General features: G+C 65.0%; 20 protein-coding genes. 11 read left to right on the forward strand and 9 right to left on the reverse strand.

Annotated elements, in window-relative coordinates:
- The first annotated feature begins 7 nt into the window (after positions 1 to 7).
- From AYJ57_RS19255 to AYJ57_RS19280, 6 genes are all read left to right on the forward strand, one after another.
- A complete protein-coding gene (locus AYJ57_RS19255) occupies positions 8 to 1147 on the forward strand; it encodes a M20 aminoacylase family protein (RefSeq protein WP_066109839.1) in 1140 nt (379 codons plus the stop codon).
- 10 nt (positions 1148 to 1157) lie between these two features.
- Positions 1158 to 2066, forward strand: a complete 909-nt coding sequence (locus AYJ57_RS19260; protein WP_066109842.1) for a LysR family transcriptional regulator — start codon at positions 1158 to 1160, stop codon at positions 2064 to 2066.
- 128 nt (positions 2067 to 2194) lie between these two features.
- A complete protein-coding gene (locus tag AYJ57_RS19265; protein ID WP_066109845.1) occupies positions 2195 to 3106 on the forward strand; it encodes an NAD(P)-dependent oxidoreductase in 912 nt (303 codons plus the stop codon).
- A complete protein-coding gene (locus AYJ57_RS19270; RefSeq protein WP_066109848.1) occupies positions 3106 to 4641 on the forward strand; it encodes an aldehyde dehydrogenase family protein in 1536 nt (511 codons plus the stop codon). Before AYJ57_RS19265 ends, AYJ57_RS19270 begins: the two co-directional genes overlap by 1 nt.
- Positions 4642 to 4743: 102 nt before the next feature.
- On the forward strand, positions 4744 to 5559 hold the full coding sequence (locus tag AYJ57_RS19275) for a DUF3100 domain-containing protein (protein WP_066109851.1): 816 nt from the start codon (positions 4744 to 4746) through the stop codon (positions 5557 to 5559).
- Positions 5560 to 5562: 3 nt separating this feature from the next.
- Complete coding sequence (locus tag AYJ57_RS19280; RefSeq protein WP_066109854.1) at positions 5563 to 6042, forward strand: hypothetical protein; 480 nt, start codon at positions 5563 to 5565, stop codon at positions 6040 to 6042.
- Positions 6043 to 6172: 130 nt separating this feature from the next.
- On the opposite strand, the gene AYJ57_RS19285 is transcribed toward AYJ57_RS19280, so the two are convergent.
- Together AYJ57_RS19285 and AYJ57_RS19290 are read right to left on the reverse strand one after the other, a co-directional pair.
- Positions 6173 to 7153 carry a zinc-binding dehydrogenase gene (locus AYJ57_RS19285; protein WP_066109857.1) on the reverse strand — a complete coding sequence of 327 codons (981 nt, stop codon included), beginning with the start codon at positions 7151 to 7153 and terminating at the stop codon, positions 6173 to 6175.
- 37 nt (positions 7154 to 7190) lie between these two features.
- Entirely contained in the window at positions 7191 to 7790 is a 600-nt protein-coding gene (locus tag AYJ57_RS19290) for a TetR/AcrR family transcriptional regulator (protein ID WP_066109861.1), read from the reverse strand.
- Between the two features lie 127 nt (positions 7791 to 7917).
- Here AYJ57_RS19290 and AYJ57_RS19295 point away from each other — a divergent pair, with 127 nt between their 5' ends.
- Positions 7918 to 8496, forward strand: coding sequence for a GNAT family N-acetyltransferase (locus AYJ57_RS19295; RefSeq protein ID WP_066109864.1), 579 nt, complete (start codon positions 7918 to 7920; stop codon positions 8494 to 8496).
- Positions 8497 to 8502: 6 nt separating this feature from the next.
- On the opposite strand, the gene AYJ57_RS19300 is transcribed toward AYJ57_RS19295, so the two are convergent.
- The 4 genes from AYJ57_RS19300 to AYJ57_RS19315 all read right to left on the reverse strand — a co-directional run bounded on the left by AYJ57_RS19300 (position 8503) and on the right by AYJ57_RS19315 (position 12065).
- A complete protein-coding gene (locus AYJ57_RS19300) occupies positions 8503 to 8946 on the reverse strand; it encodes a MaoC family dehydratase (protein ID WP_066110477.1) in 444 nt (147 codons plus the stop codon).
- A 220-nt stretch (positions 8947 to 9166) separates the two neighbouring features.
- Positions 9167 to 10039, reverse strand: a complete 873-nt coding sequence (locus AYJ57_RS19305; protein ID WP_066109867.1) for a TIGR01459 family HAD-type hydrolase — start codon at positions 10037 to 10039, stop codon at positions 9167 to 9169.
- A 74-nt stretch (positions 10040 to 10113) separates the two neighbouring features.
- The gene (locus AYJ57_RS19310; RefSeq protein ID WP_066109870.1) at positions 10114 to 10998 is read right to left on the reverse strand and encodes an aldose 1-epimerase family protein; all 885 of its coding nucleotides are present in this window, start codon (positions 10996 to 10998) and stop codon (positions 10114 to 10116) included.
- 146 nt (positions 10999 to 11144) lie between these two features.
- A complete protein-coding gene (locus AYJ57_RS19315) occupies positions 11145 to 12065 on the reverse strand; it encodes a manganese-dependent inorganic pyrophosphatase (RefSeq protein WP_066109873.1) in 921 nt (306 codons plus the stop codon).
- Between the two features lie 179 nt (positions 12066 to 12244).
- Here AYJ57_RS19315 and AYJ57_RS19320 point away from each other — a divergent pair, with 179 nt between their 5' ends.
- Complete coding sequence (locus tag AYJ57_RS19320; RefSeq protein WP_066109876.1) at positions 12245 to 12457, forward strand: DUF3072 domain-containing protein; 213 nt, start codon at positions 12245 to 12247, stop codon at positions 12455 to 12457.
- Positions 12458 to 12633: 176 nt separating this feature from the next.
- Positions 12634 to 14913, forward strand: a complete 2280-nt coding sequence (locus AYJ57_RS19325) for an NADP-dependent malic enzyme (protein ID WP_066109879.1) — start codon at positions 12634 to 12636, stop codon at positions 14911 to 14913.
- A 63-nt stretch (positions 14914 to 14976) separates the two neighbouring features.
- On the opposite strand, the gene AYJ57_RS25595 is transcribed toward AYJ57_RS19325, so the two are convergent.
- Positions 14977 to 15906, reverse strand: a complete 930-nt coding sequence (locus tag AYJ57_RS25595) for a Hint domain-containing protein (RefSeq protein ID WP_193789538.1) — start codon at positions 15904 to 15906, stop codon at positions 14977 to 14979.
- 479 nt (positions 15907 to 16385) lie between these two features.
- On the opposite strand from AYJ57_RS25595, the gene prpE reads away from it, so the two are divergent.
- Positions 16386 to 18284 carry a propionate-CoA ligase PrpE gene (prpE, locus tag AYJ57_RS19335; protein WP_066109885.1) on the forward strand — a complete coding sequence of 633 codons (1899 nt, stop codon included), beginning with the start codon at positions 16386 to 16388 and terminating at the stop codon, positions 18282 to 18284.
- An 86-nt stretch (positions 18285 to 18370) separates the two neighbouring features.
- On the opposite strand, the gene AYJ57_RS19340 is transcribed toward prpE, so the two are convergent.
- Both AYJ57_RS19340 and AYJ57_RS19345 read right to left on the reverse strand, forming a co-directional pair.
- Positions 18371 to 19084: a DUF4396 domain-containing protein gene (locus AYJ57_RS19340; RefSeq protein ID WP_066109888.1), complete on the reverse strand. Its 714-nt coding sequence runs from the start codon at positions 19082 to 19084 to the stop codon at positions 18371 to 18373.
- Positions 19085 to 19164: 80 nt separating this feature from the next.
- Positions 19165 to 20199, reverse strand: a complete 1035-nt coding sequence (locus AYJ57_RS19345; protein WP_066109891.1) for a GlxA family transcriptional regulator — start codon at positions 20197 to 20199, stop codon at positions 19165 to 19167.
- Between the two features lie 403 nt (positions 20200 to 20602).
- Here AYJ57_RS19345 and AYJ57_RS19350 point away from each other — a divergent pair, with 403 nt between their 5' ends.
- Positions 20603 to 21856, forward strand: coding sequence for a sarcosine oxidase subunit beta family protein (locus AYJ57_RS19350; RefSeq protein WP_066109894.1), 1254 nt, complete (start codon positions 20603 to 20605; stop codon positions 21854 to 21856).
- Positions 21857 to 21862: the final 6 nt, after the last annotated feature.

Consider the following 21862-nt stretch of genomic DNA (forward strand, 5'->3'; position numbering starts at 1 on the left):
AGACCGCATGTTCGACACCGACCATATCGAAGAGGCCATCGGCTGGCGTCACGATCTGCACCGCCACCCCGAGCTTGGCTTCGAAGAGCACCGCACCTCCGAGATGATCGCCGGGCTGCTGACCGGCTGGGGCTGGCGGGTGCATCGCGGGCTCGCAGGCACCGGCGTGGTCGCGCAAATGGGGCAGGGCGCGCCGGTGATCGGCCTGCGCGCCGATATCGACGCACTACCCATCGAGGAAGCGACCGGCGCGGCCTATGCCTCGACCGTGCCCGGCAAGATGCACGCCTGCGGCCACGACGGTCACACCGCGATGCTGCTGCTCGCCGCGCGCAAGATCGCCGAAGAGGGCGTGGAGCAGGGCACCGTGACGCTGATCTTTCAGCCCGCCGAGGAAAGCGAAGGCGGCGCGCGGGTGATGATCGAGGACGGGCTGCTCAAGCAGTTCCCGCTCGACAAGGTGTTCGGCATTCACAATTGGCCGGGGCTGGCGCCGGGGCGCTTCGTGGCGCGTGACGACAAGATGATGGCGGCGTTTTCGGTCTTCGACATCGAGATCCGTGGCAAGGGCGGCCATGGCGCCATGCCAGAGCAATCCGACGGGGTGATCGCCGCCGCCGGGCGCACCGCCGCCGCGCTGCAGGAGATCCCGGCCCGCGCGCTCTCGCCGCTGGAGCCGGGGGTGGTGTCGGTGACGCAGATCCACAGCGGCTCGGCCTACAACGTCTGCCCCGACCGCGCGGTGTTGAGCGGCACCTGCCGCTGGTTCGGTGCCGAAGCGGGTGACATCATCGAAGAGCGGCTGCGCCGCATCGCGGACTCCGAGGCGGCGGCGCAGGGCTGCACCGCCAATGTCGACTACCAGCGCCGCTACCCGGCCACGCTCAACAGCGCGCCCGAAGCCACGCTGGCGCGCGAGGTTGCGGCTGAGATGGGGCTCGACACCACCATGGTCGGCCCGAGCATGGCCTCCGAAGATTTCGCCTTCATGCTGAACGAGGTGCCGGGCGCCTACCTCTGGCTCGGTGCTGCGCGCGAGGGTGAGAACCCCGGCCTGCATTCGGCCAAGTTCGACTTCAACGACGCGGTGCTGCCCGCCGGGGCGGAATACTGGGTGCGGCTCGCCCGCCGCGCCACCGCCGGGTAAGGCCGCGCCGATGGACGCCTTCGACAGCCGCTTCCTGCGCGAGTTCCTCGCGGTCGCGCAGGAGGGGTCGATCCGCCGCGCGGCGGAGCGGCTGAACGTCGTGCCCTCGGCGATCTCGCGCAAGATCGCCGACGCCGAGACGCGGCTGGGGGTGAGCCTCTTCGAGCGCAGTTCGAAAGGCGTCACGGTGACCGAGGCTGGCGAGCTCCTGCGTGAACACGCGCTGCACCTGCAGGACGAGCAGACCTTTCTGCTCGACCAGATCGGGCGCTACCGCGACGGGCGCAGCCAGACCGTGCGGATCGCGCTTGGCGAGGGGTTCACCGCCGATCTCATGGAGAACGGCCTGTCGGACCTCAGCCGCCTGCAGCCGCAGATCCGCTTCAGCATCGACCACGCGGGCACCGATGAGTTGCAACGTCGGGTGATCGAGGGCGAGGCGGACATCGGCATTGCCTACAACCCGCTGGTGACCGAGGCGACGCGCTCTGTCGCCGTCGGGCGGCAGCCGCTCTGCGCGGTGGTGCCCAGAAATTCACCATTGGCCGCGCGCAAGAGCGTCTCGCTTGCCGAGGTGCTGGAGCAGCCGGTGGCCATGCTCGACGCCCGCCACGCCATTCGCCACCTCGTCGGGCAGGTGGCCGCCGACCGGGGGCTGGCGCTGCGGGTGCATGTGGAAACCGCCTCGATCGCGCTGTTGATCCGCTACGTCAGTGCAGGCATGGGCGTGACCTTTCTGCCCCGGTTTTCCGCGTCGATTCAGGCGGATCGCGGCGATTTGGCGGTGATCGACCTCGACGAGCCATCGCTGCATCAGGTCAGCACGCATCTTCTGGTGCGCGCCCGGCGGCGCTTGCCGAAATCGGTGGAACTGGTGGCGAGCTTCCTGTCTGACCGGATGGTGGCCTTCCGCGCCTGAGCCCTCGCGTTGCTCTCAGGGCAACGCGATGTGCTTGATCCAAGTCTTCCAGAGAACGCTTTCGCTCCTGATAGTTTTCCGAAGCACCGGCCCAAAGGGGCTGGCAACGGACAACGACAGGAGATCACATGGCAGCACAGACAGGCAAACAAGCCGGGGTGATCGGCCTAGGGGCGATGGGCTTTGGCATGGCGTCGAGCCTCGTGCGGGCAGGCTTTGACGTTTCGGGCTATGACCCCGCTCCGGCGGCTCAGGAGCGCGCCCGCGAGGCGGGCATCGCGCCCAAGGCCAGCCCCGAAGAGGTTTTTGCGACGGCGGATGTGGTCGTGCTCTCGCTGCCTACGGCGGCGCATGTCGAGGCAGTGATCGCGGCTGCAGGCGGCGCGGGACTGCTCGAAAAGGGCGCGGCCCCCAAGGTGATCATCGACACCTCGACCTCCGAGGCGGAGGTCAGCCGCAAGCTCGCGGCGATGCTGGCGCCCGAGGGGCACGGCTTTCTTGACGCGCCGGTCAGCGGCGGGCCTGCGGGCGCGGCGGCGGGGCAGCTTTCGGTGATGCTCGGCGGCGACGAGGTCTGGGTGGCCGAAGCGATGCCCGCGCTCGAGGCGATGGCGGGCAAGATCCTCCATGTCGGCCCCAGCGGCGCGGGCAATGTCGCCAAGCTGGTCAACAACATGCTGGTCGCGAGCCACATGGTCACCACGCTCGAGGCGCTGCGGCTGGCCGAGGCGGCGGGCGTTGGCGCAGAGGACGCGCTGCGGGTGATCAACTCGGCCACCGGGCGCAGCGCGCTGTCGGAGATTCATTTCCCCAACTGGGTGCTGCCGCGCAGCTTCGACAGCGGCTTCAGCACCGGGCTGATGCGCAAGGACGTGCGGCTGGCCCGCGAACTGGCCGAGCGCAGCGGGGTCGCCATGCCGGTCGCCGATCTGGTGGCGGACCTTTGGGCCGAGGAGAACTCGGGGCTGACCGACGGCGATGATTTCATGCATATGGGCGATCCCGCGGTGGACCGCCTGACCCAGAAGGAGAAGATGTGATGGCCAAAGACATGGTCGATACCGCGGCCCGCGTGGCCGAGCTGCTGAAGGGTCTCACCGGCTCGTCCGAAGTGCAATCTTATGTGGGCGGCGCGCTGGTGCCGGGCACCGGGCACGCGCTTGAGCTGACCGACCCTGCGACCGGCGAAGTCTTCGCCCGTTATAAGGACGCCGGGGCGGATGTGGTGGCGCAGGCCGCCGAGGCCGCGACGCGCGCGCAGAAGGAATGGTTCGCCAAGACTGCGTCTGAGCGCGGGCGCATCATGTTCGAGATCGGTCGTCAATTGCGCGCCAATGCCGCCGCGCTGTCGGAGCTTGAGGCGCTGTCCTCGGGCCGTCCGATCCGCGACACCACCGGCGAGCCCGCGCGTATGGCCGAGATGTTCGAATATTACGCGGGCTGGTGCGACAAGATCACCGGCGACGTGATCCCGGTGCCGTCGACCCATCTCAACTACACCCGGCACGAGCCGCTCGGGGTGGTCAGCCAGATCACGCCGTGGAACGCGCCGCTCTTCACCTGCTGCTGGCAGGTCGCCCCGGCGATCTGCGCGGGCAACGGCGTGATGATCAAACCTTCGGAACTGACGCCGCTGTCGTCCATCGTGGTCGGCATCCTGTGCGAGAAGGCGGGCGCGCCCAAAGGCCTCGTCAATGTCATCGCAGGCGACGGGCCGGGCTCGGGGCAGGCGATGATCGAGAACGAGGCGACGGCGCTGGTGGTCTTTGTCGGATCCGCCGAGGCGGGCTCCAAGATCGCAGGCGCGGCGGCCAAGCGGCTGGTGCCCTCGGTGCTGGAACTGGGCGGCAAATCGGCCAACATCGTCTTTGGCGATGCAGACATCGACCGTGCCGTGGTAGGCGCTCAGGCGGCGATCTTTGCCTCCTGCGGTCAAAGCTGCGTGGCGGGCTCGCGCTTGCTAGTGCACCGGTCCGTGCACGCGCAAATGGTTGAAAAGCTGAGCGTTGCGGCTGGCAATATTCCCGTCGGCGCGCCGATGGATCCGGCGACGCAGATCGGCCCGGTGAACAACCAGCGGCAATGGTCGAAGATCGACGAGATGGTGCGCGAGGCGGCGGCGCAGGGTGCCGAGATCACCAGCGGCGGTGCCAAGCCCGCGGCGCTGGCGGCCAGCGGCGGTTACTTCTTTGCGCCGACCGTCGTCGATCAGGTGACCCCGCAGATGACCATCGCCAACGAGGAAGTCTTTGGCCCGGTGGTTTCTGTGCTGCCCTTTGACACCGAGGAAGAGGCCATCGCTCTGGCCAATGCCACGCCTTATGGCCTTGCCGGTGCTGTCTGGACGCAGGACGTGGGCCGGGCGCATCGCATGGCGGCGCAGGTCCGGGCGGGCACCTTCTGGGTCAACAGCTACAAGACGATCAACGTCATGTCGCCCTTTGGCGGTTTCGGGCGCTCGGGCTATGGCCGCTCGTCGGGCCGCGAGGCGCTGGCCGCCTACACGCAGACCAAATCCGTTTGGGTCGAGACCGCTGAAAACCCCGCGCAGGGCTTTGGCTACGCGCCGGGCTGAACCCGAGCGTTTGCCCTTCAACTTTTGCCGCGGACCGGGTAGGCGCCCGGTCCCGGCCAATGCGTCACCCCGAATGGGGGGCGTCAACAGAGAGGTCCCCTCATGCCAATCAAAGACATTCTTCTGGACTGGCGGCTGCATGTCAGCGTGCTGGTCATCACCGTGATCGCCGAGTTGATTGGGGTCATCGCCGTGCCCATCGGCATCGGCTCGATCCTGCTTCTGCCGCTGCTTTACGCCTTTGTGCTGGGGCTGCTGATCAACCCCAACGTCATTTCGGGCGCGCGGGCGCTGATCCGCGACCGGCAGGTGCATGCCGCCTCGCCGCTGATCGTCATCGCGATCATGCCCTTCATCGCCAAGTTCGGCACGATCATCGGCCCGTCGATGGACAAGATCATCGCCGCCGGTCCCGCGCTCGTGCTGCAGGAATTGGGCAACCTCGGCACCATCGTGCTGGCCTTCCCGGTTGCGGTGCTGGTGCTGCGCATGGGCCGCGAGGCGATCGGTGCCTGCTTCTCGGTGGCGCGCGAGCCCAACATCGCGATCATCGCCGACAAATACGGGCTCAAGAGCCAAGAGGGCGCGGGCGTGATGGGCGTCTATGTGATCGGCACGCTTTTCGGCACCTTCATCTTTGCCATTCTCGCCTCGATCCTCGCCACCTCGGGGGCGTTCTCGATCGAAGCGCTGGCCATGGCCTGCGGCATCGGCTCGGGCAGCATGATGGCGGCCTGCTCGGGCGCGCTGGTGCATGCGGTGCCGGATATGGAAGAGCAGATCCTCGCGCTCGCTGGTGCGTCGAACGTGCTGACCTATGCCACCGGTCTTTACCTCTGCGTCTTCGTGGCGCTGCCGCTGACCGAGAAACTCTATGACCTGCTGGGCCGCAAAGAGCCCACCAAAGCCGGAGCCTGAGCCATGAGCGATATCCGTACCGACGACATCGACCTGACCGAAGAGCCGAAGCTCGGCCTCGGGGCCCATGCCGCGGCGCTGGCGGTGGTCTGCGTGATCGCGCTGGTGGGCAACACCGTTGCGACCGAGAACACCGTGCCGCAGGGGCTGGTTGGCCTGATCATCCTGTGGGTGATGTGCATGATCGGCATGGTGCTGACCAAATTCGTGCCGTTCAAGCTGCCCTCGGTGGCGTGGATCTCTGCCGTGGGCATCCTTGCCACCATGCCGTGGACGCCGGGCAGCGCGTGGATCCTCGACAAGGTGAGCCACGTGAACTTCCTGACGCTGGCCACGCCCTGCCTCGCCTATGCGGGCATCGCGATTGCCAAGCGTGAGATCGAGATCGCCAAGACCTCGGGTTGGAAGATCGCCGTGGTCGCCGTGCTGGTGATGACCGGCACCTATGTGGGCTCTGCCATGGTGGCGCAGGCCTTCCTCTGATCGCTCCCTGATCCCCACCACGGGCCGCGCATCCCCGGCCCGTGGAACCTGCCCCCTCTCCGGCGACGGTGAGGGGGCTTTGTTTTGCCCCGGTTGGTTATCCGGCGGCTTTGCGCAGGGGCGGGCGGGCTTAGCCCCGCAGCAGGATCTTGCCCGTGCGCGCCGGGGTCTGCGCCGCCTTCATCGCCTCGGTGATCTCTTCGAGATCAAAGATGCCGCCTACGTCCAGCGTCAGCTTGCCCTGAGCCGCCAGCGTGACCAGTTCGGTCAGCAGACGAACCTGCGTCTCGCCGCTCATTTCCTTGAACACGCGTGCGGCCCAGAAGCCGCGCACCGCGAGGTGTTTGGTGATCATCTCGCCGCTCGGCAGTTGCAGCGGCGCACCGGTGGCGGTGCCGAAGACCACATATTCGCCGTCCTGTCCCAGCAGCGCGGCCAGATTCATGCCCAGTTCCGCGCCGACGGAGTCGATCGCCGAGACCGCGCCAGCCTCGCCCAGAAGCGCCTTGGCCTGCTCCAGCCAGCCCGCCTCCGCGGTGCAGAGCACATGCTCGGCGCCAAGCGCTTTGAGTTCATCCACCGCCTCGGCGCGGCGCACGAGGTTGAGCAGCTTGAGGCCGCGGGCCTTGGCGAGGCTGACCATGATCTTGCCAACCGCCCCATTGGCGGCGGTCTGCACCAGCCATTCGCCTTCGCCGACTTTCAGCGAGTCCAGCAGGGCGATGGCGCTGAAGGGCATGGCGATGAGCTGCGCCGCCGCTTCGTCCGCGATCTCGGCGGGCAGGGGCAACAGAGTGGCGGCGGGCGCGACGAAATACTCGGCCCAGCTGCCGTGCACGCCGCCGACCGAAATGCGCTGACCGATGAGCGCGTCGTCCACGCCCTCGCCAACGGCCACGACTTTGCCCACCGCTTCGGATCCGCCGATCTCGCCGGGCAGTTCGGGGACATAGCCGTATTGGCCGCGGATGGTCCACAGATCGTGGTTGTGAACCGGGGAGAGGATCGTCTTGACGAGCACCTGTCCGGCGCCGGGTTCGGGGGTGTCGGCTTCGCCGAACAGCATCACTTCGGCCGGGTCGCCGAAGACGTCATGATAGGCAGCTCGCATGGGAGTGCTCCTTGGTCTGTGTATGAGTGTCAGGGTGTCAGGGTGTCTGGGGGTCGAGCCGAAGCGCCGTATCCGCCCGGGCCTGCCGCAGCGGCGCTTCGCTGCGCGCCAGTTTCGACAGGATCGCCGCGCCAAGCCATTGGGCGTAGAGCCCGCCTGCCGTCGCCATGGGGTCTGGCTGCGGGCGCAGGGTTCCATCCTCGGCGCCCTCGCGCAGCAGCGTGGCGATGCGCGCCACCAATTGCTCCACACCCGCATCGAGAATACGCCGCATATCTTCCGAAAGATCGGCGATCTCGGCGGCGAGCTTCACCACGAGGCAGCGGCTGGCAAGCCCTTCCTGGGCGCTTTCGTCCAGCCAGACGTCCCAATAGGCGTCGAGCCTGTCTCCGGCGGTGCCGGGCGCTTCGGCGAGGGCGTCGAACTTCAGAAGGTATTCGCCCACATACTCGTGCAGCAGGGCGCAGCCGAAGGCCTCCTTCGACGGGAAGTAGTGGTAAAACGATCCTTTCGGAACGCCGCTCTCGCGCAGGATTTGCGACAGGCCCACACCGGTGAAGCCACCATGCAGCACAAGTGCGCGGCCGGTGGCGAGGATTTTGCGGCGGGTGGTGTCTGATTTCTTCGGCTCTGTCATAGGGCGTAGATAATCAAAATAGACCGGTCGTCTAGTGCCGAACGGGATGACTGCGCGGAAAGCCGCCAGACGACAACTGCCGAACCCCGTGATACGCTCGGCCCTCAGTCGTATGGGAGGACCGGTAATGATTGACCTGAAACCGCCGTATCGCATCGCAACACCCGAGGATGCTCAGGAACTTGCGGAGCTGGTGAATTTTGCCGGGGAGGGGCTGCCGTACTTTCTGTGGCAGGATCTGGCTGAGCCGGGGATGGACCCATGGGAAGTGGGCCGTCGGCGGCAGGCCGAGAAGGCCGGCGAAGAGCAGGTCGTCGTGGTGGACTTTGGCGCTGGGGCGGTTGCCGCGCTGACCGGCTACGCCATCGACCAGAGCCCCGATCCGGTGCCCGACGATCTGCCCGCCATCTACCGCCCGCTGCAGGAGCTTGAGAATTCCGCTCCGGGCAGTTGGTATGTCAACGTACTGGCCTGCTATCCGGATCACCGCGGCATGGGGTTGGGCACCGGCCTGCTGAAACTGGCTGAAGAGATTGCGCGCGCCGAGGGGCTCTCGCGGATGAGCATCATCGTCGCCGGGCACAACGAGGGCGCGCGGCGGCTCTACGAGCGGCAGGGCTATGTGGTCGAAGCCTCGCGACCCTGCAGTTTCGATGGCTGGGAGACGAAGACCCGCGAATGGGTGCTGCTGGTCAAAACGCTCTGAGCGGGGTCAGTCGAACTTGCGCGACGGCGCCAGCACCTTGGCCTCGCCGACCAGCACCGGTTTGCCGTCGACGGTGCATTTGCAGTCGAGCATGACGCGGCGCTTGGCGAAATCAATGTCGGTCACGGTGACCTCGGCCAGAACCGTGTCGCCGGGGCGCACCGGGCCGACGAATTTCAGCGTCTGCCCGAGGTAGACCGTGCCGTGGCCGGGCAGTTGCTCGCCGATGACCGCCGAGATCAGCCCGGCGGTGAGCATGCCATGGGCGATCCGCCCTTCAAAGATCGTATCCTGCGCATAGGCGTCGTCGAGATGGACCGGGTTGTGATCGGTGGAGACCTCGGCAAAGAGCTCGATGTCGCGGTCGGTGACCTGCTTGCGCAGGTGGCGCGACATGCCCATCTCGATGTCTTCGATGCAGATCGTCCCGCGGGGCAGGTTGTCGAGCATCTTCTCCTCCATCATCGGTGGTCCGGCAATAAATTGGCTGCCATGATTGGCTTTGGGTAATTTTATTACTTCGCGGGCGCAGAAAATCAAGGTGTAAAATTCACCTTCGGCGCGGGATCGCGGCGGGTCCGGGGCGGCTCCAACGCCCGAAACGACACCGCCGCCCGGCGGTGCGGGCGGCGGTTTGATCTTGGGAAACCGGTGGTTGGCGGTCAGCGGCTCAGCGCAGGAAGCCGATCGAATAGGTCGGCTCGAGGCTTTCCTTCTCGAGATAGGCGGCAAGCGCCTCTGCCTCGGGCTGGGTTTCGGTCTTGGTTTCCTTGGCGGCGAGCCCGCCGGTGATGAAGAGCGAATCCAGATCCTCGCCAATCGCCCCGAGGATGTCAGTGCGGATGCCATCGCCGACGCAGAGGATCGCGCTGTCGGGCACGTCGCGGTCGATCTCGGCAAGGCGGCGGCGGGCCAGATCGTAGACCGGCGGATGCGGTTTGCCGAAGTAGAGGCTTTCGCCGCCCATCTCGGTATAAAGCTTGGCCACCGCACCGGCGCACCACTCGCGCTCTTCGCCGCGGTCGACCACGATGTCGGGGTTGGCGCAGAGCAGCTTCAGGCCCTTCTGCTTTGCATAGAGCAACTGCGGGCGCAGCGTGTCGGGATGGGCATGGGCGTCGAACGGGCCACAGCAAACGATGCCCTCGGCCTCTTCAAGCTCCACGCGCTCGATCTCAAGCGGCTCGTCCAGTAGCTTGATCGGCTCGAAGAACGGCAGATCGAAATCGACCCCCATGAACCAGACCTTCTGGCCCACCTCACCGCGGAACATGGCCACGCGGGCGCTGTCGCCGGAGGTGGCGATATTGTCCCACGCATCCTCGGGCACGCCGAATTTCTCGATCTGCTTGACCACTTCGTGACGCGAGCGCGGCGCGTTGGTCAGCAGCACCACGATGCCGCCGCGGGCGCGATAAGCGCGCAGGGCCTCGATGGCTTCGGGAAGCGCTTTCACGCCGTCATGCACGCAGCCCCAGAGGTCGACGAACATCGCCTCGTAGTTCTGCGAGACCTCGGAAAGCGACTGGATGATACGGGACATGGGAAGCCTTTGTCTGACGCCGGATTTCTTGGGTTCGCCCTTTGATAGGGCAGGCCGCACGGAGTGACCAGCGCTCACATGCGCGGCGTGACGGTATAGCCAAAGCGCGCGCTGTCGCCGGGGGCGAGGCTGCGCGCGCCGGGGCGTTCGGACAATTCCGCCGACGCGCCGACGCGGGCGTGCATCCCGTGCCACGGCTCGACACAGAGAAACGGCGCGCCGGGTTTCTGCCAGAGCGCCACGATGGGCAGGTTTTCAAAGGTGAACTGCAGGCGCGGGCCATCGAAGACGCCATAGGTCAGCGCATCACCCGCACCCTCGGGAAAGATCATCGCGTCGGATTCGAACTGTTCCGGTTCCAGCAGCAGCCGCCCGGCGGCGAAGGGCGAGGGGTGGCGGCCGTCGGGCAGGCGCCCGCCCTTGATGCGCGCCAGTTTGGGCTCACCGGCGTTGGCCAGCATCACCTCATGCGGTGCGTCCCCGGTGCCCGGCAGCGGCCATGCGAAGGCGGGATGGAAGCCAAGGCAGAAGGGCATCGCGACATCGCCGGTGTTGATCACCTCGGCGCTCACCTCAAGGCGGCCCCGATGCAGCCGGTGGGTCACCTCAAGGCGAAAGGCGAAGGGGTATTGCGCGCGGGTCTCCGCGTCGTCGCTGAGCGCGTGGCGGCACATGGTCTTGCCTGCTTCGAGCAGGGTGAACGCGCGGCGGCGGGCGAAACCATGCTGGCCCATTTCGGCCTCATGGCTGCCGATGCGGATGCGCCCCTCGGGCGCGGGGCCCACGATGGGGAAGAGGATTGGGGCGCGGCCCGACCAATACTCGGGGTTGCCCTGCCAGAGCAGTTCGGCCCCGGCCTTGCGAAAGCTCTGCATCTCGGCACCAAGCGCCGCGACGGTGAGCGTGAGGTCAGCTTGGGACAGCGACACGTCTGGCTGGGAACTGGCGGGCTGGGTCATGGGGCATTCGCTTTGCTGTAAGAGCACCTCAGAACTATGGCGCGCGGGCAGGCGAAGTCCAATAGGGCGAAACGGGCGCTTTTGCGGGGACAGGCACGAAAAGGGCACCCCGCAGGGTGCCCTCGATGCTTCGCGCTGTTTGACGCTCAGACCTTCAGGTTCGGAATGATCTGCTTTTTGCGGCTCATCACGCCCGGCAGCACCACGGTGTCACCCTCGACCGTCGCGCCAAAGCTTTTCTCGGCGACGCCCTTCACCAGATCGTTGGGGATCAGCAGCGTGGCTTCTTCCTTGAGGATGTCGACGATGAACAGCAGCACCTCGTCAACGCCATCCTCGGCGGCGACAGTCTTGAAGCTGGCCATCAGGCTGTCTTTGCGGCCGAGCGGGATCTCGGGCGCGGTGGTTTCCAGCACGGAGACGCGGAACTTGGTGCCGTCGACTTCATATTCCTTGCTGTCCATGCGGATCAGCTCGGCGTCGGAAAACTCGGAGACATCCGATTTGGCGGCGAACATCTCGACCGCGAAGTCGGCCAGATCGACGCCCAGATCGGCGGCCAGCGTTTCGGCCACGGCCTTGTCGTGCGAGGTGGTGGTGGGCGAGCGGAAGGCCAGCGTGTCCGACAGGATGCAGGTCAGCGCGGCGCCTTTGATCGCCTCGGGCATGTTCGCGACGTCACGGCCGATGAGGTCGATCATGATGGTCGCAGTGCAGGCCAGCGGGCGCACGGTGATGTCGATCGGAGCCTTCGTCTCCAGCCCGCCGACCAGCTTGTGGTGGTCGATGATGGCGCGGATGTCGGCGCTGTTGATCGAGGCCGGAAGCTCGGCGGGGTTGTTGGTGTCGACGATGACCACGGGCGCGCCTTCGGCCACATCGCCGATGATCTCGGGCTTCTCGAGGCCCCAGTGCTCGAGCATGAAGGCAGCCTCGGTGTTGGGCTCGCCCAGCAGCGCGGGCTTGGCTGCCTCTCCCTTCACCTCGTTCAGGTACCACGACCAGATGATCGGGCTGCCGGTGGAGTCGGTGTCGGGGGATTTATGGCCGAAAACCAGGGTGGTCATGCGGGAAACTCCTTGGGTGCATCTTGCAGGCAAATGTGCAGTCGCGGGGTTTATAGGCACGCGCGCGAGGCTTGTCACGCAGCCAATGCTGCGCCTGCACGGCTGTGAGCGCAAACCGGCAAAGGTCATGGAACAAAGCCGTTTCCGCTCGCGTTGGGGCGTCCATAAGGAGATGATACATGAGCCAGATGATGAGCCACATGACCGTCGACGCCGCAATGGATGTGCCGCCCGACCCGCGCGAGCCGATGACCGACGTACAGGAAGTGCGCCTGCGCGAATTGTCCGAAGCGGTGGGCGAGGATTTCGATGCCGAGCTGACCCTGCGCGAGGCCGACCGCCGCATCGAAGAGCTTGAGGATTTCGCAGGCAAGAAAGCGCCGGCCAGCTGAGCGCAACGCTTGATTTAAGCGCTGCGCAGCGGCCCGCGCGGCTGCGCATGACCGGGGCGTGAACATGCCCCGGCGCGTTTTTCGTTTACCGGATGACGAAATCCTGATACCCGGCCCCCGAGCCCGTATGGGCAGATTGTTCAACGTTGAACCATCTTCGTTGGGAGGCCTACGACATGACCGATACCGCTCAGGAGAGCCTGCGCCAGGCCGCGCTCTTCTACCATGAAAACCCCAAGCCCGGGAAACTCGAGATCCGCGCGACCAAGCCATTGGCGAACGGTCGCGATCTCAGCCGTGCCTATTCCCCCGGCGTTGCCGAGGCCTGCCTCGAGATCAAGGCGGACCCCGTCAACGCCGCGCGCTACACCTCGCGCGGCAACCTCGTCGCGGTGGTGTCGAATGGCACCGCGGTGCTTGGGCTAGGCAATATCGGCCCGCTGGCCTCGAAGCCGGTGATGGAGGGCAAGGCTGTCCTCTTCAAGAAATTCGCCAATATCGACTGTTTCGATATCGAGCTTGACCAGCCCGATCCAGAGAAGCTGGCCGAGATCGTCTGCGCGCTGGAGCCGACCTTCGGCGCGATCAACCTTGAAGACATCAAGGCGCCCGACTGTTTCATCGTCGAGAAAATCTGCCGCGAGCGGATGAACATCCCGGTCTTCCATGACGACCAGCACGGCACCGCCATCGTGGTCGGTGCCGCCGCGACCAACGCGCTGCATGTGGCCGGCAAATCCTTCGAAGACATCAAGATCGTCTCGACCGGCGGCGGCGCTGCGGGCATCGCCTGTCTCAACATGCTGCTGAAGCTTGGCGTGAAGCGCGAGAACATCTGGCTCTGCGATATCCACGGACTGGTCTATGAGGGCCGCGAAGAGGATATGAACCCGCATAAGGCGGCCTTTGCCCAGAAGAGCGACAAGCGCACGCTGGACGAGGTGATCGACGGTGCCGACCTGTTCCTTGGCCTGTCCGGTCCGGGGGTGCTCCAGCCCGAGCACGTGAAGAAAATGTCCTCGCGCCCGATCATCTTTGCGCTGGCCAATCCGACGCCCGAGATCATGCCCGATCTCGCCCGCGAAGTGGCGCCCGATGCGATCATCGCCACGGGCCGCAGCGACTTCCCGAACCAGGTCAACAACGTCCTGTGTTTCCCCTTCATCTTCCGCGGCGCGCTGGACGTCGGCGCGACCGAGATCAACGACGAGATGCAGGTGGCTTGCGTCGAGGGGATCGCGGCGCTGGCCCGCGCGACCACCTCGGCGGAAGCGGCTGCCGCCTATCATGGCGAGCAACTGACCTTCGGGGCGGATTACCTGATCCCCAAGCCCTTCGATCCGCGCCTGTCGGGTGTCGTGTCGTCGGCGGTGGCCAAAGCGGCAATGGAAACCGGCGTGGCTGAGCGCCCGGTCGAGGACCTTAAGGCCTATAAGGACAGCCTCAACGCGTCGGTGTTCAAATCGGCGCTGCTGATGCGCCCGGTCTTCGAGGCGGCGGCCACCGCGGCGCGCAAGATCGTCTTTGCCGAGGGCGAGGACGAGCGGGTGCTGCGCGCGGCGCAGGCGATCCTCGAGGAAACCACCGAGACGCCGATCCTCATCGGCCGTCCCGAGGTTCTGGAGATGCGCTGCGAGCGGCTTGGCCTGACGGTGCGTCCGGGCAAGGACTTCCACGTGGTGAACCCCGAGAACGATCCGCGTTACCGGGACTACTGGGAAACCTACCACGGCATCATGGCGCGGCGCGGCGTGACGCCGGATCTGGCGCGCGCGGTGATGCGCACCAACCTGACCGCCATCGGCGCGGTCATGGTGCATCGTGGCGAGGCCGACAGCATGATCTGCGGCACTTTCGGTGAATACCGCTGGCACCTGAACTACGTGACGCAAGTGCTTGGCAGCCAGCGCGCGCAGCCGCATGGCGCTCTGTCGATGATGATCCTCGAGGATGGGCCGCTTTTCATCTCGGACACGCAGATCTGGATCGAGCCGACGCCCGAACAGATCGCGCTCACCGCCATTGGCGCGGCGCGTCACGTGCGGCGCTTCGGGCTCGAGCCCAAGGTTGCCCTCTGCTCGCGCTCGCAGTTCGGCAACCATGCCGACGGGTCCGGCCCGCGCATCCGCAAGGCGCTCGAGATCCTCGACAGCGCGCCGCGTGATTTCGTCTATGAGGGCGAGATGCACGTGGACAGCGCGCTCGATCCGGAGCTGCGCGAGCGTCTGCTGCCCAATGGCCGGATGAAGGGCGCTGCCAACGTGCTGGTCTTTGCCGAGGCCGACGCCGCCTCGGGCGTGCGCAACATCCTCAAGGTCAAGGCGGGCGGTCTGGAAGTGGGGCCGATTCTCATGGGCATGGGCAACCGCGCCCATATCGTGACCCCGTCGATCACCTCGCGCGGGCTGCTGAACATGGCGGCGATTGCCGGTACGCCGGTGGCGCACTACGGCTAAAGCGCTCTTGAAGTAAAACGCTGCGGCGGCGCGGGGAGTGGACCCGCGCCGCCACAGGCCGGCTCAGCGTATCCCCTGACTGGCCATCAGACGGGCTTCGAAACCGCGCAGCACAGGTGCCGCGGGTGGCCCGTCTCCCTTGTCCTTCATCTCTGCCAGATCAAATTCTCCGAACGCCGCGCGTCCGGCACCCTCGCGCGCGACCTGACCGGGGTGCAGGCTCTCGGCGGCCATGCCGTTCGCGCGCAGTACCGCATGGCGCTCGCAGAGCACGTGGTAATAGGTGATCGTCTCGACGCTGGCATCAATGCTGATGCGATCCCCGTCGGCGAGGCGCACGACCGGCGCGAGGCAGGAATTTTCGCCGAAATACAATTCGTTGAGCGCGGATTTCACCAGCACCCGATGCTGCTGCGACAGCCATGTGTCGCGGTAGGGATGATTGCGCCCGAAGGCATGCGCGGCCACCCTGACAGGCCGCCATTTGCGATAGGCGGGGCGGTTCGGGATGCGCAGTTCCAGTCGCCCGATCCACTTTATTTCATGGAGTTTCCCGTCAATATCCTTGGCCATATCTCCACGCCTTAAGGTCTCTATTCTCCGGTCCCCAAAGGAGGTCAGAATATGTGTGCCTTGGGCGAAGCAAAGCGGGGTAAAAACCTGGTATGGTGAGGTGTCGATATCAACGACCACCGCGACCGCGCTGAGCAGGTTTGGCCCCCCGGCGGGGTAGTGAAAATAGATTTGCCCAGCAGCTTCGAAGGCGACGACATCGACGGATGTGCCAAGCGGCACCGTGACCCCACCGACGTCAACACCTGGCGTTGCCGTTCCGCTGCCAATGTAGGTTACAGGATCGCCATTAAACAACGCTGTACCGTCGTCAGTTGATCCTAAAAGCCCATCATCGTCGATGAGCGTGCCGCTCGTCTCCGACCCGAAATCGCCCAGAACGATGGTCTGTTGCGATGCCAGAAGCTGCGTTGTCAGCAAAGCCCCATCATACGGGGTTACCGTTATATCACTCGATGCCATGACGTTTACTCGATATATTTATTTAATTTTTATCGTCGTCTTGGGCAATTGTTCGACACGTGAGCAAAAGTAATGCTCGCGATAGAATCTGCCTCCTCTTATTAAAAATGCTGGGCTCAATATTAATTTATGTAAATAGATTCTGAAAAATAAACTTCCGAAATGTATGATATATGTGCTTACCCCTATCCAATCGGGTAGGCGATATGTCACAAGACATTACCTATCCAAATTGGTATGGTAGTTAGCTGATTTGCAAGAATCGCGATGTTTCGCAGGACTCATTTGCAGAGTTCGCAATTTGCAAAGTATTCTGGGGCTGATTTCGCAAAAATCCGCAAATTCTTGCGATATACTGTCCCTGTGCGCGGTAACAGGCTTGCCGGGGCGCAGGGCGGGGCCGTATCAGAATCGGCATCGACGTGAGGAGGAGCACGATGGGCTACAAGGACGTGTACGACAGCTGGATGCAGGACCCCGAGCAGTTCTGGATGCAGGCAGCCGAGGCGATCGACTGGGACAAGGCCCCGTCGAAGGCGCTCTTCGATAAAGGAGAGGGCCTCTTTGAATGGTTCGCCGACGGGATGACCAACACCTGTTGGAATGCCGTGGACCGTCACGTCGAGAATGGACGCGGCGAGCAGGTGGCCGTCATCTGGGACAGCCCGATCACCCACACCAAGCGCGAGATCACCTATGTGGAGCTGCGCAACCGCGTGGCCACGCTGGCAGGCGCGCTGCGCGCCAAAGGCGTCGAGAAGGGCGATCGGGTGATCCTCTATATGCCGATGATCCCCGAAGCGCTGGAGGCGATGCTCGCCTGCGCCCGCCTTGGCGCGATCCATTCGGTGGTCTTTGGGGGCTTTGCCGCCCATGAACTGGCGGTGCGCATCGACGACGCCAAGCCCAAATGCATCATCGCCGCCTCCTGCGGGCTCGAGCCGGGCCGCACCGTGCACTACAAGCCGCTGCTCGACGGGGCGATTGATCAGGCGACCCACAAGCCGGACTTCTGCGTCATCTTCCAGCGCGAGCAGGAAGTGGCGACGCTGATCGAAGGGCGGGATGTGAACTGGCACGGCTTCCAATACGGAGTGGAGCCCGCCGAATGTGTGCCGGTCGAGGGCAACCACCCGGCCTATATCCTCTACACCTCCGGCACCACCGGCCAGCCCAAGGGCGTGGTGCGCCACACCGGCGGCCATCTGGTGGCGCTGAACTGGACGATGAAGAACATCTACAACGTCGAGCCGGGGGACCGTTTCTGGGCCGCGTCGGACGTGGGGTGGGTCGTTGGCCACAGCTACATCTGCTATGGCCCGCTGATCCACGGCAACACCACCATCGTCTTTGAGGGCAAACCCATCGGCACCCCCGACGCGGGCACATTCTGGCGGGTCATCTCTGAGCATAAGGTGAAAAGCTTCTTCACCGCGCCCACCGCTTTCCGCGCTGTGAAGCGAGAGGATCCCAAGGGCGAATTCGTCAAGAAATATGATCTCAGCTGCCTGCAGGCGGTCTACCTCGCCGGAGAGCGCGCCGATCCCGACACGATCAAATGGGCGCAGGATCAGCTGAAAGTCCCGGTGATCGACCATTGGTGGCAGACAGAAACCGGCTTTGCCATCGCGGCCAACCCGCTGGGGATCGAGGAGATGCCGGTGAAGCTTGGCTCGCCTTCAGTGCCGATGCCGGGCTACGACGTGCGTATTCTCGACGAGGGCGGCCACGAGGTGAAGGACGGCGAGCTTGGCGCCATCGCCATCAAGCTGCCGCTGCCGCCGGGCACGCTGCCGACGCTGTGGAATGCCGAGGCGCGGTTCAAGTCCGCCTATCTCACCCATTTCCCCGGCTATTACGAGACCGGCGACGCGGGCATGAAGGATGAGGACGGCTATCTCTACATCATGTCGCGCACCGATGACGTGATCAACGTCGCGGGGCACCGCCTGTCGACCGGCGCGATGGAGGAGGTGCTGGCCAGCCACCCGGATGTGGCCGAATGCGCGGTGATCGGGGTGAGCGATCCGCTCAAGGGTCAGCTGCCCATGGGCTTTTTGTGCCTCAACGCTGGCTGTGATCGGGCGCATGACGAGGTGGTCAAGGAAGCGGTGAAGCTGGTGCGCGATCAGATCGGGCCGGTCGCGGCATTCAAGCTCTGCACCGTGGTGGATCGCCTGCCCAAGACCCGCTCGGGCAAGATACTGCGTGCGACAATGGTCAAGATCGCCGATGGGGATGACTTCAAGACGCCCGCGACGATCGACGATCCGGCGATCCTTGGCGAGATCCGCGACGCGGTGACGCCCATGGGATACGCCAAAGAACCCGCCTGAGACGTTTCGCACTCTCGGCGGACGGCGCGCCCGGCTTGGGAGGGCTGGGCGCGCCGTTTTAAGTCCGTATTAAGTCTGCGGGCCGGTCAGCCGTGGCTCATCGCGTGCTCATGACCGTGGCTGTGCGCGTCTTCATGGTCGTGACCATGGCCGTGATCGGTCATTCGCGGATCCATCATCCCCTCTTTTACGCCGACTTTCAGCAGCAGCAGGTTCACCGGATAGGCGGCGAAGAGGCCGCAGCTCAGCGAGACGATGATCGACGACCAGAAGATCACATCGCCCATCCCGGCACTGCCGGCGAGCGCGAGGTCGACGCCGATCGCGACAATCTCCATCACCGCGATCGAGGGGGTTTCGGCGATGAAGGTGTCCTTCAGCGCCTTGGGCACCGGCATGCCGTCCTGAACCAGCGGGCCGAAGGTCAGCAGGAAGCCGATGACATAGGCAAAGAGAAAGGTGATCGCGGCGGTGCCGTAATTGCCGAGGCTCAGCAGCCCGACGGCAATCGTCACGCCGATGATCTCGCCCAAACCACACCCGGAATAGCAATGCGCCACCGAGCGAAAGCCCCGGCGCCAGATGCTGTCACGGGCGATCTCTTTGCGGCCGCAGGTCCAATAGACCGCAAGCCCGATGGGGCCGGAGTAGAGCACGGTCAGAACCCAGACGAGTTTCATCAGGCTCATCAGGTGGCTGTTGTTGCGCGCGAGGTCGCGGATCAAGACGATCTGCGCGGGGATCATGAGGGCAGCCCAAGCGGCGAGGAACCAGGGCGACGAGAATATGTCGGTCAGCATGAGAGGTCTCCTTGCTGGTCCAACACGCTGCGCCGCGGCAATGTTCCGCGTCGCGTGCGGGTTCCCGCCCAGTCTTCCGCTCAGTCCGGACCCGGCAAAAGTACGCCGACCGCCATCTGATCCTCGGCCCCGCCGCTTTGTGCCTTGCGGTATTCGGCGGGGGTCACGCCGCGCTCGGCCTTCAGCGTGCGCGACAGATGCGGCCCGTCGCAGAACCCGCAGGCCAGCGCCACCTCGGTCACCGAGGCGTCGGTGGTGCGCAACCGGTTCAGCGCCCGTTCCAGCCGCAACTCGAGATAGGCCTTCAGCGGCGTTTGCTTGAGGTCCGCGAGAAAGCGCCGCTCGAGCGTGCGGCGCCCCACGCCCAGATCCCGCGCCAGTTCGTCGATGGATTTCGGCATTTCGAGGTGCTGCTGCATCCGCAGCACCGCGCGTTTGACCAACTCGTCACTGGCGCGGCGGGTGAGGGCTTGGCCCGGCTGCGCCTTCTCGCCGCTCATCGCGTCGTCGATCATCATGATGTTGAGGCTTTTGATCGCCGCCGACTGGCCGATGTGGCGCTGCACCAGAAAGGCCGCCAGATGCGCCGCGCCATGGCCGCCCGAGCAGGTCAGCCGGTCGCGGTCGACGACGAAGATCTGGTCCGACACAGGTGTCTCGGCTTCGAAACGGTCGATGAAATCCTGATGGTGGAACCAGCTGACGCAGCAGCGGTAACCGTCGAGCAGATGCAATTGGTGCAGGATGAAGACCCCGGTGCACAGACCCACGATCGGGACACCGGCAGCCGCCTGTCGCCGCAGGAAGGCCAGTTCGGCGGGGTTGAGCGCGGCCTCATCGCTGATCAGCCCGCCGACCACCACAAGGTAATCATAGCTCTCGGCGCTGCGCAGGCGGGTCTCGGGCTGTACCCGGACACCACAGCTTGAGCGGATCGGCTCGAGCGTGTCCGACAGCACCGTCCAGTCGCAGAGGATGGGCCGCGAATGATCCGCCTCGTCGGCGGCGAGGCGCAGCACATCGACGAAATTGGCAAAGGCCGACAGGGTGAACTTGTCGGCAAGGAGGAATGCGACACGCAGGCGTTTCTGTGAGCGGCTCGGGGCAGGAGGCATGGCGGGAATCTTCACGGTTTGGCGGAATCTTACATGAGTGTGAAGCGGTGGGGAAGAGGGTGACGCACTGCTCCGCCCGGAATCAAGGCGAAGCCGCCGGGCGAGCGATCGTTCATCGTGGCGCTATCGGTCCAAGCGCGATGGACAACGCCGTCCCGGCGGGCTGGCGCTTTGGCATGGTTCCGCGAGGCAAAGAGTTCACTCGGACGTGGCGCGGATAAAGCTCTCGGATCAATCGTTGCGGCGCCACCCCACGGGCCGGCGCTCGCCCGGCTACCTTGGACTCATCAGAAAATTCACGCCTGACGCTCCAGTTCATTTCTGCTGGCGCAATTCTTCACGTGTAGGCCGGAATGATCCTCTAGCACTTTTGCCAGCACACTCACTCCAGCGGGGGCCGCCCATGACTCGCTTCAACGCCTTCACCCTCCTCAAGAATGCCGTCACCGGTCACAAGGACTGGACCGAGCAATGGCCCGACAGCCAGCCGAAAGCCGAATATGACGTGGTCATCGTCGGCGCGGGCGGTCACGGTCTCGGCGCGGCCTATTACCTTGCCACCCAGCATGGCATCACCAATATCGCGGTGATCGACAAGGGCTGGCTCGGCGGCGGCAACACCGGGCGCAACACCACGATCATCCGCTCGAACTACCTCTACGACGAGAGCGCGCGGCTTTTCGATCACTCGGTGGACCTGTGGCAGAACCTTTCGCAGGAACTGAACTACAACGTCATGTACTCCAACCGTGGCTGCCTGATGCTGGCGCACAACGTGCACGACGTGCAGAGCTTCAAGCGCCACGTCCACGCCAACCGTCTCAATGGCGTCGACAACCGCTGGCTCACCCCCGAAGAGTGCAAGGAATACTGCCCGCCGATCAACATCTCCAAGGACGCCCGCTATCCCGTCATGGGCGGCGCGCTGCAGGAGCGCGCGGGCACCGCGCGGCACGATGCGGTGGCTTGGGGCTATGCCCGCGGCGCGGCGGCGCGCGGCGTCGACATCATCCAGAACTGCGCGGTGACGGCCATCCGCCGCAATGCCGATGGCTCCGTCGCGGGGGTTGAGACGGCGAAGGGCTTCATCAAGGCGGGGAAGGTCGCCGTCTCGGCCTCGGGGCACAACACGCAGGTCATGGCGACCGCCGATGTGCGCCTGCCGCTGGAGAGCATGCCGCTGCAGGCGTTGGTTTCCGAGCCGGTGAAGCCGATCTTCCCCTGCGTGGTCATGTCCAATGCCGTGCACGCCTATTGCAGCCAGTCCGACAAGGGCGAGCTGGTGATCGGCTCGGGCACCGACCAATATGTCAGCTATAGCCAGCGCGGCGGGCTGCCGCTGATCGAGCATACCATCGCGGCGATCTCCGAGGTCTTCCCGATCTTCAACCGCATGCGGATGCTGCGCAAATGGGCGGGGATCACCGACAACACCCCGGACCGCTCGCCGATCATCGGCAAGACCCCGGTGAAGAACCTCTACGTCAACTGCGGCTGGGGCACCGGCGGTTTCAAAGCCACGCCGGGCTCGGCCCATGTCTTTGCCTGGACCATCGCCAAGGACGAGCCGCATCCGATCAACGCGCCGTTCTCGCTCGACCGCTTCCGCACCGGGCGCCTGATCGACGAAGCCGCCGCCGCGGCAGTAGCTCACTAAGGACGA

The organism is Salipiger sp. CCB-MM3 (assembly GCF_001687105.1).
GTDB lineage: Bacteria > Pseudomonadota > Alphaproteobacteria > Rhodobacterales > Rhodobacteraceae > Salipiger.